This is a genomic window from Thiovibrio sp. JS02 (assembly GCF_053485635.1).
Genome location: NZ_CM130715.1, coordinates 3,196,079 through 3,211,415 on the forward strand (window position 1 = coordinate 3,196,079; position 15,337 = coordinate 3,211,415).

At 60.3% G+C, this 15,337-nt stretch carries 17 protein-coding genes; 7 read left to right on the forward strand and 10 right to left on the reverse strand.

The genetic code is table 11. The annotated features are described in order from the left end of the window. Window positions 1-20: 20 nt before the first annotated feature. The 5 genes from ACUUL3_RS14650 to ACUUL3_RS14670 form a co-directional block, all read right to left on the reverse strand. Window positions 21-461 carry a response regulator gene (locus tag ACUUL3_RS14650; protein ID WP_448552571.1) on the reverse strand — a complete coding sequence of 147 codons (441 nt, stop codon included), beginning with the start codon at window positions 459-461 and terminating at the stop codon, window positions 21-23. 298 nt (window positions 462-759) lie between these two features. Then, window positions 760-2,127, reverse strand: coding sequence for a sigma-54-dependent transcriptional regulator (locus ACUUL3_RS14655; RefSeq protein ID WP_448552573.1), 1,368 nt, complete (start codon window positions 2,125-2,127; stop codon window positions 760-762). Beyond that, window positions 2,124-4,661, reverse strand: a complete 2,538-nt coding sequence (locus ACUUL3_RS14660) for an ATP-binding protein (RefSeq protein ID WP_448552575.1) — start codon at window positions 4,659-4,661, stop codon at window positions 2,124-2,126. Before ACUUL3_RS14660 ends, ACUUL3_RS14655 begins: the two co-directional genes overlap by 4 nt. Window positions 4,662-4,708: 47 nt before the next feature. Continuing rightward, window positions 4,709-5,527: an alpha/beta hydrolase gene (locus ACUUL3_RS14665; protein WP_448556501.1), complete on the reverse strand. Its 819-nt coding sequence runs from the start codon at window positions 5,525-5,527 to the stop codon at window positions 4,709-4,711. Between the two features lie 35 nt (window positions 5,528-5,562). Further along, window positions 5,563-5,967, reverse strand: a complete 405-nt coding sequence (locus ACUUL3_RS14670) for a CoA-binding protein (protein WP_448552577.1) — start codon at window positions 5,965-5,967, stop codon at window positions 5,563-5,565. Window positions 5,968-6,220: 253 nt separating this feature from the next. On the opposite strand from ACUUL3_RS14670, the gene ACUUL3_RS14675 reads away from it, so the two are divergent. Both ACUUL3_RS14675 and ACUUL3_RS14680 read left to right on the forward strand, forming a co-directional pair. Then, window positions 6,221-6,424 (forward strand): CooT family nickel-binding protein, encoded by a 204-nt coding sequence (locus tag ACUUL3_RS14675; protein ID WP_448552579.1) that lies wholly within the window; start codon window positions 6,221-6,223, stop codon window positions 6,422-6,424. 1 nt (window position 6,425) lies between these two features. Beyond that, complete coding sequence (locus ACUUL3_RS14680) at window positions 6,426-6,686, forward strand: hypothetical protein (protein WP_448552581.1); 261 nt, start codon at window positions 6,426-6,428, stop codon at window positions 6,684-6,686. 139 nt (window positions 6,687-6,825) lie between these two features. On the opposite strand, the gene ACUUL3_RS14685 is transcribed toward ACUUL3_RS14680, so the two are convergent. Both ACUUL3_RS14685 and ACUUL3_RS14690 read right to left on the reverse strand, forming a co-directional pair. Continuing rightward, a complete protein-coding gene (locus ACUUL3_RS14685; RefSeq protein ID WP_448552582.1) occupies window positions 6,826-7,323 on the reverse strand; it encodes a hypothetical protein in 498 nt (165 codons plus the stop codon). Window positions 7,324-7,362: 39 nt separating this feature from the next. Continuing rightward, window positions 7,363-7,986, reverse strand: coding sequence for an HAD family hydrolase (locus tag ACUUL3_RS14690; protein ID WP_448552584.1), 624 nt, complete (start codon window positions 7,984-7,986; stop codon window positions 7,363-7,365). 211 nt (window positions 7,987-8,197) lie between these two features. On the opposite strand from ACUUL3_RS14690, the gene nadB reads away from it, so the two are divergent. From nadB to ACUUL3_RS14715, 5 genes are all read left to right on the forward strand, one after another. Further along, window positions 8,198-9,814, forward strand: coding sequence for an L-aspartate oxidase (gene nadB, locus ACUUL3_RS14695; protein ID WP_448552586.1), 1,617 nt, complete (start codon window positions 8,198-8,200; stop codon window positions 9,812-9,814). Window positions 9,815-10,075: 261 nt separating this feature from the next. Continuing rightward, window positions 10,076-12,205, forward strand: coding sequence for an anaerobic ribonucleoside-triphosphate reductase (nrdD, locus tag ACUUL3_RS14700; protein ID WP_448552588.1), 2,130 nt, complete (start codon window positions 10,076-10,078; stop codon window positions 12,203-12,205). A gap of 13 nt (window positions 12,206-12,218) precedes the next feature. Continuing rightward, the gene (locus ACUUL3_RS14705) at window positions 12,219-12,533 is read left to right on the forward strand and encodes a hypothetical protein (protein WP_448552590.1); all 315 of its coding nucleotides are present in this window, start codon (window positions 12,219-12,221) and stop codon (window positions 12,531-12,533) included. A 20-nt stretch (window positions 12,534-12,553) separates the two neighbouring features. Then, window positions 12,554-13,315 carry an anaerobic ribonucleoside-triphosphate reductase activating protein gene (locus ACUUL3_RS14710; RefSeq protein ID WP_448552592.1) on the forward strand — a complete coding sequence of 254 codons (762 nt, stop codon included), beginning with the start codon at window positions 12,554-12,556 and terminating at the stop codon, window positions 13,313-13,315. A 198-nt stretch (window positions 13,316-13,513) separates the two neighbouring features. Next, the gene (locus tag ACUUL3_RS14715; protein WP_448552594.1) at window positions 13,514-13,834 is read left to right on the forward strand and encodes a TusE/DsrC/DsvC family sulfur relay protein; all 321 of its coding nucleotides are present in this window, start codon (window positions 13,514-13,516) and stop codon (window positions 13,832-13,834) included. Between the two features lie 71 nt (window positions 13,835-13,905). Here ACUUL3_RS14715 and ACUUL3_RS14720 read toward each other — a convergent pair whose 3' ends face one another. The 3 genes from ACUUL3_RS14720 to ACUUL3_RS14730 form a co-directional block, all read right to left on the reverse strand. Then, window positions 13,906-14,670: an ATP-grasp domain-containing protein gene (locus tag ACUUL3_RS14720; RefSeq protein WP_448552595.1), complete on the reverse strand. Its 765-nt coding sequence runs from the start codon at window positions 14,668-14,670 to the stop codon at window positions 13,906-13,908. Then, on the reverse strand, window positions 14,670-14,933 hold the full coding sequence (locus ACUUL3_RS14725) for a hypothetical protein (RefSeq protein ID WP_448552597.1): 264 nt from the start codon (window positions 14,931-14,933) through the stop codon (window positions 14,670-14,672). The genes ACUUL3_RS14720 and ACUUL3_RS14725 overlap by 1 nt, the downstream gene beginning before the upstream one ends. Before the next feature lie 106 nt (window positions 14,934-15,039). After that, on the reverse strand, window positions 15,040-15,321 hold the full coding sequence (locus ACUUL3_RS14730; RefSeq protein WP_448552599.1) for an acylphosphatase: 282 nt from the start codon (window positions 15,319-15,321) through the stop codon (window positions 15,040-15,042). Window positions 15,322-15,337 lie beyond the last annotated feature (16 nt).

A 15,337-nucleotide genomic window follows, 5' to 3' on the forward strand; every position in this document is an offset into this window, starting at 1 on the left:
GAAATGCAAAAGAGTTTTTTTCAGCACTCCATGCGTGTTGTCGGCGGCTTCCCTGGCCGGGAAGCCATTTCCCGCTTCTGTTCTATGCAAAGAATGGCGGCCACGATCTCACCGGGCAGGACCGGTTTTTTGCGAAAGCAATCCTGGGCCGGCCTGAGGTGGGAATCGAGCAGGTCCGCGTTTCCGAAGCCGGAAATCAGCAGCACCGCAACCTCGGGAAACTCCCGGTTGAGCCAGGGGATAAAGGAGAACCCGTTTCCGCCTGGCCTCCGGATGTCCGTGATGGCAAGGTCAAATGGTTCCCCCAGCAGTTTGGCGGCCAGAATCAGATCCCTGGCCATGGCGCCGCCGGCGGAAACCACAACCTCAAAACCCTCTCTTTTCAGGTGGCGCTCCAGGGAGTGGGCCATGATTTCATTGTCATCCGCCACCAGGATTTTTTGTATCTTCGGAAAATGCATGCTCTTCCTGGCGCCAAAAGGGAATTGCCCGGGGAGTTCAATGGTTGTTGCCACATCGTGACGAGGGAGAGAATAAGCAAGGCGGATGCCAAGGCGGAAAAAACGCGGAGATGGGCGACAACCTCTCGATATCAAAGGCTTTGTTTTTTGGTCGTGAAGAGGAAGGCCTCGGTGGGAGATGACAAAAATGTCGCCGGAAGAATGCCGGACTGGAGAATAAAAAGGAAGGTAGGAGTAAAAATCTCCTGTTCCGTCGCGCGAAATACGGGAGGCGACATGAACGTCGCCTCAGGGCGACCTAAATGTCATCAAGAAGGGTGGCCCAGCGGGGGTCTTTTTTCATCTCGGCAATCTTCCGTTGCACCTGGCGGACCGTGACCCCGAGGACGCGGGCGGCCACCTTGCGGTCGCCATTGCTCTGGCTGAGGACAAAGGCGGTATGCTGGTCGGCATCTTCCTTGAGGCTGCAGAGCCTTCTCGCAAAGGAAGGGGTGGGGGCCGTCGTCATGCCCAGGGCCTCGGGCGGCACAAGGGGGTCCTGGCAGACAAGCACCGCGGTTTCCACCTTCTGGGCCAGTTCGCGGACGTTGCCTGGATAGGACTGCCCCTCTAAAAGCGCAAGCGCCTCGGGCCGAAAGCCCTTTACCTCTTTCCCGTGCCTGAGCGCGGCTTGTTTGAGGAAATGGTCGGCCAGGAGAGGAATGTCACCTTCCCGTTCCCGCAGGGGGGGCAGGTGGAAATGGATGGATTTGAGGCGGTAGATGAGATCCAGGCGGAACAAGCCCTGCTGGCACGCCTTGTCCAGATCAACATTGGTGGCGGAAACAATCCGGACCTCCACCGGAATTTGCCGCGGGTCGCCGAGGCGCATCACCTTTTTTTCCTCCAGCACCCGCAGGAATTTGGCCTGGAGCGGCAGGGGGAGTTCGCCGATTTCATCAAGAAAAAGGGTACCGCCGTGGGCCTGCTCGAAAAACCCCGGGTAGTCCCTGGCCGCGCCGGTGAAGGCGCCCCTGGCATGGCCGAAAAACTGGCTTTCAAACAGGGATTCGGACACCGACGCGACATTGACCGGCAGATAAGGGCCGTCCGGAACAGGCCCTGCCCCATGAATGGCCCTGGCCAGAAGCTCCTTGCCGGTGCCGGACTCGCCGGTGATCAGCACCGGGTTTCCGCTTTTGGCCATGGTCTGGGCAAAGGCCAGCAGCTCCCGCATGCGGGGGCACTGGGTGAGGATCGGGGCAAAGGCCGCTGAAAGGGTCAAGCTCTTGCCGGCGATGGCACCGGCAAGGCCGGCGAACAGGGCCCGGCGCTCATAGGCGTGTTCCAGGGTCAGGACCAGCCTCTCGTTGTCCACCGGCTTGAGCAGATAGTCATAGGCTCCGAGCCGCAGAGCCTTCACCGCCGTATGCACGTCATCCACCGCGGTGAGCATGATGAATTCGGTGCGCGGGCTGTGGGGCTTCGTCGCCTCCAGCACCTGCAGGCCATCCAGATCCGGCATCAGCAGATCCAGAAAGACCACATCGAAGGTGTCGGACCTGATCCTTGCCACGGCGTCCCGAGCCTGGTCGCAGACCTCCACCTCCCGATAACCGCGGCGCTTGAGCAGCCTCCGCATCGAGCTCAAGGCCAGGGGTTCGTCATCGACCAGCAGTATCTTCATAGCCGTTGCCTGCCAATGGTGTTGATCACCGAGATGAGCTTGGGAAGATCCAGGGGTTTTGCCATGAAATGATCCGCTTGGCAGTGTTGGCCCGCGGCCTGCCGGGCTTCCACCGGGTCGCCGGAGATAAGAACGACCGGCAGCAGCGGGAATTTTTCCTTGATTTTCCGCAGAAGCTGCCAGCCGCTGAGTCCTGGCATGGAAATATCGCTCAAGACCATGTCGATTTCCGGATGTTCCTCCAGAAAGCCGAGGACCTCCGTGCCGTCCTTCATGAACTCCACCGGCATCTTCCGCACATCGACAAAGAAAGATTTCAACAGGCCCAGGACCGTGGGGTCATCGTCCACGCAGAGGATGGTCGGCCGCAGTTCCAGGGGGCTGGTCCGCCGCTCGACGGGCAGGAAAACCGTAAATCTGGTGCCCAGTCCGGGTCGGGAGAGAACGGCAATGCGGCCGTTGTGCTCCTGGACCAGGCCGTAGGAGACCGAGAGGCCCAGACCGGTGCCGCCCTGGGCGCGTTTGGTGGTGAAAAAGGGATCAAAGATATGGCTGGCCTCCTCCGGGGCAATGCCCTGGCCGTTGTCCGTAACCTCGACGAGGACGGCGTGCAGGCGGGTGACATAGCGGCTGCGGATGGAGATCGCCCCGGTCTCCTTGCTTTCCACGGCCTGGGCCGCGTTCATGATCAGGTTGGCGACGACCTGTTCCAGTTTCTGGAAATGTCCGTAAAATTGCGGCAGATCTTCCGCCAGGTCAACGCTGATGCTGCCGACCAGCTTCCGGGCCTGGGCGCCGACGATGGTCAGGGAGTCGTTGATCACCTTGTTGATATCGACAAGCTTGCTGGGCGCGGCCTCGTCGAGCCTGGAGAAATCCTTGAGCTTGGCGACAATGGTATTGATGCGGTCGGAGCCGGTTTTGATGGCGGCAATGATCTCGCCCATTTCTTCCGCCATTTCCGCAAAGGTGATGTTGCCGGCTTTTACCCCGGGATGGTTTTGGCTGAACTCCATGATCACCGGGGCAAAGGTTTCCCAGGACTCCGCGAGCAGGGGCACATTGTAGGTGATAAAGCTGTTGGGATTGTTGATTTCGTGGGCAACGCCAGCCACGACCTGGCCCAGGGAGGCGAGTTTGTCCGCCTGGATGACCTGGCGCAGGCGCTGTTCCGACTCGAGCTGCAGTTTTTTTTCATCGGAAACATCCTGCCAGGTTCCGACGATATGGCGCAAGGAGCCATCGGCATGCCGCACCGCCCGCAGATTGCTGGCGAACCAGCGGTAGGTGCCATCGGCCGCCAGAAAGCGGCATTCGCACTTCCGTGCCTCTTGTGTGCGCAGGGACTCAAGATCGACCACCGCGCGCATCCGGTCCTCCGGGTGGAGATGTTCGACCCAGAACCTGGGGGTCGTAAGAAACCGTTCAGGGCGGTGGCCGGTGATCGATTCCACCACGTTGCTCATGTAAGTGAAGGAAAAATCCCGGTCCGGAATTCTGGTAAAGGGGATGATCGGCAGTGAATCCAGGAGCAGGGCGAGCTGCTCGTTGCTCCGGGTCAGCTCGGCCCGGGAGCACTCCGCCTCCTGCCGCGCCCGCAGGGCTTGAATGCCGTAAGCCAGATTGTTTGCCAGTTCTTCGAGCAGGAGAATCTCCTCTTCATCAAAGACGGAGGCGCCCGCCGCATGAATGGTCAGGGCGCCGACAATGCTGGCTCCAGCCGGCACGGGAAGAGACAAGGCCGCGCCGAAGCCGTGGTTCAGCGCTTCCCGGTGCCAGGCGCAGCCTGCCGCGGAAGCGGCCGTTTCCGGCATGAGGACCCGTCGGCCCGAGGAAATGGCCCTGCCCGCCGGATCACCGTTTTCGAGAGCGTCGGCCCAGGTGGCGCGCAGACAGGCAAGAAAGCCGCCCTCTTTCCCGTATTGGGCCACGGGCTTGACCGATTTCTCCGGGTCGTGCATGGCATAGCCGACCCAGGCCAGCCCGTAGCCGCCGACCTCCACCAGCAGCCGGCAGATCTCATGGAGCAGATCGTCTTCGGTTTTAGCCCGGATTAACGCCGCGTTGCCTTTGCTCAGAATCTCGAGGGCGCGGCTGCGGCGGGCCAGCGCCTCCTGGCCCAGCTTGCGCTCGGTGATATCGGTGGCGATCTCCAGGCGGACCATGCGGCCATCCACCCATTCGATGGCCCGATCCGCCATTCGGTACCAGTGATTATTCCGGGTGTTGCGGAGATCCCAGCCGTACTCGCCGGTCGGTCGGCCGTTTTCGTCGAGCAGCTTATCGTTGCTGCAGAAGGGGCAGGGCCCGGTCTGGCCCTGCTGCAGGGTCTGCCAGCAGATTGCTCCCTCGATCTCCCCGAAGAGCCGCCGGGCATAGCGGTTCACAAAGAGCAGTTCGTGGCTCTGCATATCCGCCACATAGACAATGGCATCCAGGCTGTCGAGGATCTTGAGGAATTTTTCCTGGTGGGCCAGGATATCCGCCCCGCGGTTTTTTTCTGTTCCCGGCGGCAGGTCTTTTGGCGAGGCCACTCTGTGCTCCCTTCTCTGGGTTGTGCGGTTGGCTGCGGCTGGTTCAATTATAGATTTTTTTCCGGGTTGTTATGGAGAAAAAAGGCCAGCCCGTCCTCATAGCTGTTTCCGGAGGTCAGAAAACCGCTGTTGTGGTCGCCCCGGAGCCGCAAAAAACGCTTGGGGGGCTTTGCCGCCGCATAGAGTCTTTCCCCGTGGCTGAAGGGGATGATCTCGTCATCCGGGCTGTGCACCACCAGGAGCGGGCAGGAAATCGTGGCAAGAGCGGCCAGGGTGTCGTAGCGGTAGCGGCAGAGCCAGCGGGCCGGCAGAAGGGGAAAGAGCTCCGCCGCCCGGTCCGGCGCCGAGGTGAAGGCGGACTCGACGATGAGGGCGGCCGGGCGCACCTCGGCGGCAAGGCGGGCCGCCACCGCCGCCCCCAGGGAGCGGCCGAAAAGAACGATATCCCGCGGGGCGAAACCCGCCTCTTCGCAAAGATAGCGCCAGGCGGCCCGGGCATCCAGCATGGTCCCAGCCTCGCTGGGGGCGCCTTCGCTTTCCCCATAGCCCCGGTAGTCGAAGATCAGGGTGGAATAGCCGAGGGCATGGAAGATGCGCAGGGAGTCGAGGCGATGGGAGATGTTGCCGCCGTTGCCGTGACAGAAAAGGATCGCGCCGCGGGGATTGGCCGCCGGGACAAACCAGGCGGCAATTTTGAGGTTGTCCGCGGTGAGGAGCCGGAGCGCGCGGAAAGGAAGACCGATGGCGGCCGGAGTCGTCTCGATCCTGGCGGCAGGATAGTAGATGAGCCGGTCCTGCAGAAAAAAGAGCAGGAGGCAGAGGCCGAAGTAGGCCAGGGCGATGATCGTCAGCAGGGAGGAGAGCATGCTGGGGCGCTTGGGGCCGGACAAGGGAGTCTCCCTCAGCACAGGCCGGCATGGTCGGTTTTCAGGCAGCGGTCCATGACCACGGTCAAGCCGGCGGCCCTGGCCATTTCAGCCGCCGCCTCGTTGATCACGCCCTCCTGCATCCAGACGCCTTTCGCCTTGATGCGGATTGCCGCCTCCACGATGGGCTCCACGTCTTCGGAGCGACGGAAGATATCGACGATGTCCACTGGCACCGGCACCGCGAAAAGATCGGCATAGCAGGGAAGACCCAGGATCTCTTTCTGGCCGGGGTTTACCGGGATCACCGTATAGCCGGCCTCGATGAGATAACGGGCCACCATGTTGCTCGGCCGGGATTCCTTGGGGGAAAGCCCCACCACCGCGATGGTTTTGCTGGTGGCCAGGAGTGTTTTTATGGCGGGAAAATCAAGGAGCATGGGATCTCTCGTCAGAAACATTGTCATGGGGCGCGCAAGCCGATGGTTTTGCGAATTCCCCAGGGAGGGCGCGCCGGTACCTGAAAGTTGAGGGGGTACGGAGCGAAAACCCATGGCGGCGCGCCATTGCAAAGTCTTAAGGTTATCTGTCACGCCGCCATAAATAAATCTGCATGAAAAAGCGGGAAAATCCTATTATATTGTATTTTCCCCCACGGCAAAGTGAAAAAACGATACCGCAACGAGGCGAATCATGTGCCAGATGAGCATAATCCTTGAACAGGACGGCAAGGAGGAGGTATTCCTGGAAAATGCCTCTTTTCTGGAGGTCACCGAAGAGGGGGTGCGGGTTTCCGCTCTCTTTGAAGAGCCCAGGCTCATCAAGGGCGGCGCGGTTCGCTCCGTTGATTTTCTGAAAGGCAGGGTAACCGTGACAAAAACAGGAGGAACAGCCTGAGATGAATCCGAAAACGACCGTTGAAAAGCTGCAGGTGCTTCTGCCCCACTGGATCGAACATAACGAGAACCATGGGGCGGAGTTCAAAAAATGGGCACAGGAGGCGCGGGCCGAAGGAAAGGGGTCCCTGGCCGGCATTCTTGAGCAGGCCGTGGAAAGCATGGCCGCCACCGATGCGATCCTGAAAAAGGCTCTGGCCGAGATCGGCGGCCCGAAACAGGAGCACCATCATCACCACCATCATCACCACCACTACGACTGAAGCCGTCCCGGTTTCCCCAGCCGCGCGTCCGGGAGGATTGACCCGGCTCGCGGGTTCCTTTCAAGAACCGCTCATTTTTTTAACGCGAAGGCGGCACAGGATTGCCTGCGTGAACATGGCTGCCGGTGCGCGGGCCCGGTTATTTCTCAAAGGAGCGCAGGGAGGAGACGCTGCCGTGCTCTAAAGCCTCCAGGGTGGCCACCAGCTTGATCAGCCAGAATTCTTCCGGCGCGGCCGTTATCTGGTTGCGCAGGGTTTCGCTGAGCCAGTGGGAATCCTCGGCCAGGTTGTAGAACACGCTGTCGATGCCGAAAAAGCCGTCGAGGATGTGGGCGGCGGTGTGGATGATCTTGCTCTGAAAGCCCTGGGGCAGGTGGAGCAGATCCTGAAAATCCCTGGTGCCGGCCGCGCGCAGGTCGGCGAACAGCTTGGCCAGCACCTGGCGGTTCGCGGCGATTCCCTCTTCAAGCCAGGGCCAGAACCGGCTGTCGGTTCCCGGACAGGACTCGGCGGCGATCGCCCGGGCCGAGTCATACTGCACCAGGGGGGTGCGCTCAAGAAAGCGCAGGGCGTGGGCCATGCTTTTTCCCAGGTCCGGCCCCATCACCAGGATCCGGTGCGACACCTCCAGTCTCATGGCGCCTCCTTGCGTGTTTTCCGTCCCGCGGCCGGCTGGTTAACCAAAAATGGGCAGCCGGCTGATTTCCATGAAGCTCTGCACATGATATTCCGCGGGCAGGGCCTGGTTCTTGAATGCGATGAGCCGCATGCCGACCGCTTCGGTGTGCTCGCGGTCCACCTGGGAGTCGCCAATGTAGATGCTCTCGGTGACGCCGCACTGAAAATGGGCAAGAATCTGGTGCAGCGCTTCCGGGTGCGGCTTGGGACGTTCCACGTCGAAGGCGGTCACCACCTTGTCGAAGAGATCGGCCAGGCGGAACATGTTCAGCACCGAAGCCATGGTCGAGGTACGGTTGGTGCTGATGGCGGTTTTGCGCCGGGGCCGCAAAAAGTTGAGAAATTCCGGCAGATCCGGTTCCATGATCATGTGCCGCAGGAAGGGAGTGTAATCGAGCCCCTGGCGGTACTCGTCCGCCGCCGCCAGGTCGTCTGGATAGTTGCGGAAGATGTGGCGGACGGAATCCATGACATGGTGCATGTGCACGTATTCAAGCTCCTCGGCATCCATGGGCGGGTGGCCGAAATGTTCCAGCATGTGGTTGTAGTACACCCGATTGGCGTTTTTGGAGTCGAACATCACGCCGTCACAGTCGAAAATCACCAGTTTCAAAGGGGTCATTGCGAAGAATCCTTGCCATCTTGCAGCCTCCGCGCTATGTAAACCCTTTACCGTGAAGGGCGGAACCCGGACACAACAGGAGGGGGCTGAAGCGTATGAGAAGTATTGCGGACAGTCTCCTCTTTACTGAACTTTGCCGGGTGCTGTCAAGCGGTTAACCCGGGCGCGCAAAAGGGCCTGCCGATTTCCGCCACCTCCGGAGGGGACTGCCATGAAATACAGCACCGATTTTCTCGTCATTGGCAGCGGCATTTCCGGCCTTTCCTTTGCCATCAAGGCGGCGGCTCTGGGGCGGGTCACCATCATCACCAAGAAGGCCAAGGTGGATACCGCCACCAACCTGGCCCAGGGCGGCATCGCCGCCGTGCTTTCCGCCGACGATTCCTTTGCCCTCCATATCGAAGACACCCTGCGCTCCGGCGCCGGCCTCTGCCATGAGGATGTGGTGCGGCTGGTGGTGGAAAACGGGCCGGAGCGGATCCGGGAACTGATCCGTCTCGGGGTCGATTTTCAGCACGACGGCGTTGATCCGGGTCACCTCGATCTGGGCCGGGAAGGGGGGCATTCGGCCCGCCGCATCGCGCACGCCATGGATCTTACCGGCCGGATGATCGAGGAGAGCCTGCTGGCCAGGGTGGCGGACAACCCCAAGATCACGGTGCTGGAAAACCATCTGGCCGTGGATCTTTTGGTCAGCTCCAAAACCGGCACTCCCTATCAGCCCCACGACAGCTTCACCGACCAGTGCCTGGGCGCCTATGTTTTTGACCGGGCCACGGGGAGGATCGACACCTACCAGGCCAAGGTCACCGTGCTCTGCACCGGCGGCACCGGCAAGGTCTACCTCTACACCACCAATCCCGACATCGCCACCGGCGACGGCATTGCCATGGCCTACCGGGCCGGGGCGAAAGTGGCCAACCTGGAGTTTGTCCAGTTCCATCCCACCTGCCTCTACCATCCCAGGGTGAAGAACTTTCTCATCTCCGAAGCGGTGCGCGGCGAGGGAGGCCGCCTCATCGACCAGCGCGGGCAGTCCTTCATGCACAAGTACGATTCCCGGGGCGACCTGGCCACCCGCGACACGGTGGCCAGGGCCATCGACAGCGAGATGAAGATGAGCGGCGACGACTGCGTTTATCTCGACATCACCCATCAGCCCGCGGAGTTTTTGAAAAAACGTTTTCCCACCATCTATAACAAATGCCTTTCCCTGGGCATCGACATGACCAGGGAACCCATCCCGGTGGTGCCGGCCGCCCACTACATGTGCGGCGGGGTGCTCAGCGACCACTGGGGCCGCACCAATATCGAGGGCCTTTTCGCCTTTGGGGAAACCGCCTGCACCGGGCTCCATGGCGGCAACCGCCTGGCCAGCAACTCCCTGCTCGAAGCGGTGGTCTTTGCCCACCAGGCCTTTCTGGAATGCCAGCGGGAATGGCCCGGGCTGAAGGAGGCCTGCCTGCCGGAGGTGGCGGAGTGGTCTCCCGGCGCGGCGCAACGCATCGAGGAAAACGTCCTGGTCAGCCACAACTGGGACCAGATCCGGCGGCTGATGTGGAACTACGTGGGCATTGTCCGCTCCCTGAAGCGGCTGAATCTGGTGCAGGAGCGGCTGCAGGTGATTGTAAACGAGGTCAACCAGCATTACCACGACTACATCCTCACCCCGGACCTCATCGAACTGCGCAACATCGCCCAGGTGGCCGAGCTCATCGTCCGCTGCGCCTGCAGCCGCAAGGAGTCCCGCGGCCTCCATTATCTGGCGGATTTTCCCCGGGCCGATGACCGCCACTGCCTGCGGGACACCATCCTCTGGCGGCAATAACGCCCCTGCCTCGCCCCCTTTTCCCGCCCGCTTCGGGGCATCTGCCCGTAGTGTCGGGAATATAAGCTTTTCGTTAAGTTCTTTCGTTTTTAACCACTTTATTTTACAAGAAAAAATCTTTTCCTCCCCCGGGATTTTTCCCTTGACTACCCCACTACCTGTAGTGCAATAATGGTTACCGAAACACAACATATCGTGTTTCCGCTGTAAAAGGAGGGGAAGTTTTCAACTAATTTCTTTATCACCAGGAAGGAGCGGGGAATGGGAGTCGTGATGCCACTCAATGCGGAGAAGGGACGGCCGGAACAGAACAAGCAGATGTTCAAGGAGGACAGCACCGATCTCGCCCTCTTTGTCCGCTCCTCCCAGGACGACATGACCGGCTGGGACCGGCACCGCATTGTCGAGGCCCTGCTGCGGGAAACCTTCATCGACCGCGATACCGCGGAAAAGATCAGCCTGGATATCGAGGCGACCATCCAGAAGGGCAGGGTCAAGACCGTCACCGGCCCGCTGATCCGCGAAATGGTCAATGCCAAGCTCCTGGAGCTGGGGCTGGAGGAGGCCCGACGCATGCATACCCGCCTCGGGGTGCCTCTCTACGACGTGGACCAGCTCCTGGTCCAGCACAACAAGGAAAACGCCAACGTGCCGCACGGACCCGAGGCCACCAACCTGACCCTGGCCGAGGGGATCAAGAAGGAGTATGCCCTGCTGCATGTTTTTTCCCCGGATGTGGCGGACGCCCATCTCTCCGGCGACCTGCACCTGCACGACCTGGGCTTCATCGACCGGCCCTACTGCTCTGGTCAGTCCCTGGAGTACATCAAGAAGTTCGGCTTGAACCTGCCCCATGCCCTTTCCATGGCCAAGCCGGCCAAGCATGCCGAGGTGCTGCTCGCCCACATGGTCAAGTTCGCCGCCGCGCTCCAGAGCCACTTCGCCGGCGCCATCGGCTGGGACGCCATCAACCTCTTCTATGCGCCCTATCTGGAGAGCTTGAGCGATTACGAGGTCAAGCAGCTCGCCCAGATGATGATCTACGAATTTTCCCAGCAGGCCGTGGCCCGCGGTGGCCAGGCGATTTTTTCCGATGTCAATATCTACTGGGAGGTGCCCAAGCACTTTGAAAACGTGGAGGCCATCGGCCCCGGCGGCACCTATACCGGCAAGACCTACGGCGAATACGAAAAACAGGCCCAGCGCTTCGCCTGGGCTCTGTTCGAGGTGTACAAGGAGGGAGATGCCGCCGGGCGGCCCTTCTTCTTCCCCAAGCCGCTGGTGCACATCACCGAGAAATTCTTCAAGACCGAAGGCCACATGGACTTTCTGCACCACATCTGCGAAGTGGCCTCGGTGAAGGGCAACACCTATTTTGTCTTTGACCGCGGCGAAACCGCCAAGATCTCCGAATGCTGCCGCCTGAGCTTCAAGCTCGAAGCCACCGACCTTGAGGATGCCAAACAACCCTGGAAGATGCGCTACTCGGCCCTGCAGAACGTCACCATCAACCTGCCGCGCCTCGCCTACCGGGCCAAGGGCGACGATACCAGGCTTTTTCAGCTTCTCACCGAAAAGCTGCAGCTTGCGGCCAAGGCCCACGAGCAGAAGAAAAAGTTCATCGAGCGGCTGATGGCCCTCGGCAAGGGCGGGCCGCTTTCCCTTCTGGCCATGGACCTTGACGGCCAGACCTATCTCAAGCTGAATCGCTGCTCATTCCTGATCGGCATGGTGGGCTTGAACGAACTGATCAGGGTTCATCTCGGCGAAGAAATGCATGACTCCGAGGCCGCCATCAAGTTCGGCCTCAAGGTGATCGCCCACATGAACATCGTCTGCAACAAGCTGGCGGAAGCCATGGGCATGAAGTTCGTTCTCGAGCAGACCCCGGCCGAGAGCACTGCCTTCCGTTTCGCCAAGCTGGACCTGGCCCATTTTTCCGCCGACGCGGAAAAGGTGATTCAGGGCGATAGGGCGCGGGGCGAAGTCTATTACACCAATTCCACCCTGTTCAACGTGGGCGCCAACATGAGCCCCATTGCCCGGGTGGAGCAGGAGGGGCTGTTCCATCCCCTGATCGAGGCTGGCTCCATCACCCATATCTGGCTCGGCGAGGCCCAACCGGACAAGGAGGCGCTGGCCAGCTTCGTGATCAAGGTCTTCCGGCACACCCAGAATGACCAGATCGCTTTTTCGCCGGAGTTTACCGCCTGTATCGACTGCGGCAAGACCAGCCGGGGGTTGAGCGGGAGCTGCCCCTACTGCGACTCGAAAAACGTGGACGGCATCACCCGGATCACCGGCTACTTCACCAAGATTTCCAGCTGGAACAAGGGCAAGCTCGGCGAGCTGCACGACCGTTACCGGAACGTCAACCGTTTCAACAACTAAGGAGGGGACGCGCATGACACTGTTCACCAAGGATGATTGCATCCTGTGCAGGCAACTGAAAAAACAATTCGATCTCATGGCCATGGAGGTGCACATCGAGGTGCTCGACAATAACGACGCCGGCGCCCTGGCACATCTTGCCTGGCACGGCCTGGTGGAGACGGCGCGGAAAACCCTGCCGATCCTGGTGCTGGACGACTCTTCCACGGTGCATGAGTTCGCCCATATCGAGAGACATCTGCTGGATCGCGCCGCCCGGTACGGCGTATCCGGCAAGCGGGTAACGCGCCAGGCTCATTGCGAGTCCGGCAGCTGCGCTCTGCAATAAGAGCTGGCGGGGAATCGCTCGTGGGGGGGGGAGGCCGGCGCATCAACGGGAAAGACTCCCCGTCCCGGCCCTCATCGCCCTCGCGTTCCGCCGCCTCCCTGCCCGCGATCAAGGGGTTTCTGGAAACCTCCTTCATCGACTGGCCGGGCAAACTCTGCGCCATCCTCTTTGTGGGCGGCTGTAACTTCCGTTGCCCATTCTGCCATAATCACCCCCTGGTCCTCGCCCCGGAGGGATTGGAGAGCATCCCGTTTACGACGGTCCTCCAGCGCCTGGCCCCGCGCCGGAAATGGCTGGACGGCATCTGCGTCTCCGGCGGCGAGCCGACCCTGTCTCCAGGCCTTCCTCAGCTGATCGCCCATCTCAAGGCAGAGGGATGGGCGATCAAACTCGATACCAACGGCAGCCGCCCGGCCGTGCTTGAGGCCCTTCTTGCCGACGGCCTGCTCGACATGGTTGCCATGGATGTGAAAGCGCCCCTGGTCCAGGAAAAATATGACCGCTGTGCCGGCGCCAGGGTGGATCTGGGTGGAATCAGAAAAAGCATCGCGCTGCTGCGGGAAAGCGGAGTCGCCCATGAGTTCCGGATGACCGTGGCCCCCTTTCTCCATTCCGAAGCGGATATCCATGTCTGGTCCCGTCAGGTCGGCGGCGAAAACGCCCGTCTCAAACTGCAGAATTTCAATCCGAAAACCACCCTGGCCCCGCATCTTGAAAAGGAGCGGGGCTTTGCCCCGGAGATTTTTTCCCGGCTGGTTGCGGGGTTGGGAAAAATGCGCTGAAAAGGGCCGAATCCGAGCCGGATTCGGCGGGGGGAAATCCATTTACGACAATTATTCTGAATAGTTATTCATGTTTTGAAAAAAATAGAACAGCGACTGCTTGACAAAGGGAAAAGCATATAGTATTCAATGGCATCTTAAATCAGCGAATAAGGTACATTTCACATAATAGTTAATCTTACAGCAAGGAGGAGTATCATGCCCACGATCGAGCATAATGGTTCAAGCTTCACCGTTGACGAAGACGGCTTCCTTACCAAAGGCATGGAAGAATGGAATGAGCATTGGGTTGAGTACGTAAAAGGTGTAGAAGGTATTTCCGATCTCACCGACGAGCACCGCAAGGTTATCGACACTCTGCAGGAGTACTACAAGAAGAACGGTATCGCTCCCATGGTTCGTATCCTTTCCAAGACCACCGGCTTCCCGCTGAAGCGCATCTACGAGCTGTTCCCCTCCGGACCGGGTAAGGGCGCTTGCAAGATGGCTGGTCTGCCCAAGCCGACCGGCTGCGTTTAATCCGCACCGCTTCGGATCAGTTTTGTTCCGGCAAGAGGAGAAGGCAAACGCCTTCTCCTCTTTTTTTTGCTTCAGCGTCCCAGCTGCGCCATTGCCGTCGCGTGGATCGCGGCAATCCGCGCCTGATATTCCCGGGCCTTGATCCGCGCGCCTCTGATTCCCCCCCGCAGGTTGATCTCGCTCAGATACGTGTCTCCTCCCTTCCCAACCATCAGGTCGATGTGGGCATAGGGAAACTTCCCCCGTTCCATGACCGCCCGGCAGATCCGCTGCTGCTCGACCGTCAGGGCGCAGGGGGTGCTGAGGCCGCCGAAGTGCATGTTGTTGCGGAAATTGAGGGGACTCTCCCGGCGGTAGGCTTCCACGTAATCGTCCAGAAAGACGGCGCGGATATCCTCGGTCTCGGCGACAAACGGCTGCAGGACGAAGGGGAAGGGCAGCACTCCGAGGGAGGCCTGGTTGAAAACATCCTCCAGGCAGGACCAGCGGAAAATGCCCTGGCCGGCGTTTTTCCGGTCCAGCTTGGTCACCACCGCCCCTGTCCTGCATACGGCATAGATGTTCATGGCCTCCCGCAGGTCATGGAGGTCATGGACCGCCATGGTAAGGGGCAGCATCCAGGAGGAAAAAAGGCGGGCCTGCAGGGCCTTGGAGCGGCTGGCGAGTTGGGCCAGGGCGGCCGGAAAGAGTTGCACCCCGCGTTCGACGAGGTCGAGAAGAAGCACCTCCTCGCTGGCGCGCAGCCGTACCCGGCCGACCACCAGATCTCCGGCCGTAAGCTCGTTATAGAGGGAACGCAGGCTGGCGTTATCGGTGACAACCCGCCGCTTTTGCATCAAAAGAGCATTTCCAGAAAGTGCTGGTGATACTGGGAAAGGTCCTGGTTGCATTCGCCGCAGAAGAACTTGATCTCACCCAGCACCTGGGACTCATCGCCTTCCTGGGTGAAGCTGCCGTCCGCATTCTGCAGGTAACGGGTGGTCAGCACAACCCCGTCCGCTATCTCAAAGAAATCGACATCGTTCCCGCAGTGGGGGCAACGGATGCGCGTACCGCTTTTTTGAGGAACCCCCCGGGGGGTTATCATGCCTGTTTCCATTCTACTCCTCGCCAAAAAAAGAGGGGGCATCCCCATTATTCAAGAGCCGCGATTCTACGCCAGATAGGCAAAAATGTCAATTGGGATGGGCGATGGGCAAGCCGCCTCAATGATAGCGGATGGCAAACGGGGCCGTGTCGCCCAGGGGATGCTCTTCGCTGCAGGTGACCTTTTCGACCTGGGCCATTGGCGAACCTGTTTCGAGCCAGGCGAGCATTTTGTCCACCTGTTCGCTCTCCCCTTCAAGTACAGCCTCCACCGAGCCGTCAGCCCGGTTGCGCACCCAGCCGCTCAAGCCGAGGCTCCTGGCCTCTTTTTGCGTATAATCACGAAAATAGACCCCTTGCACGATTCCTTCGACCCGGGCCACCACCCGCTTTCTGGCCATACGCACCCCTCTCTTG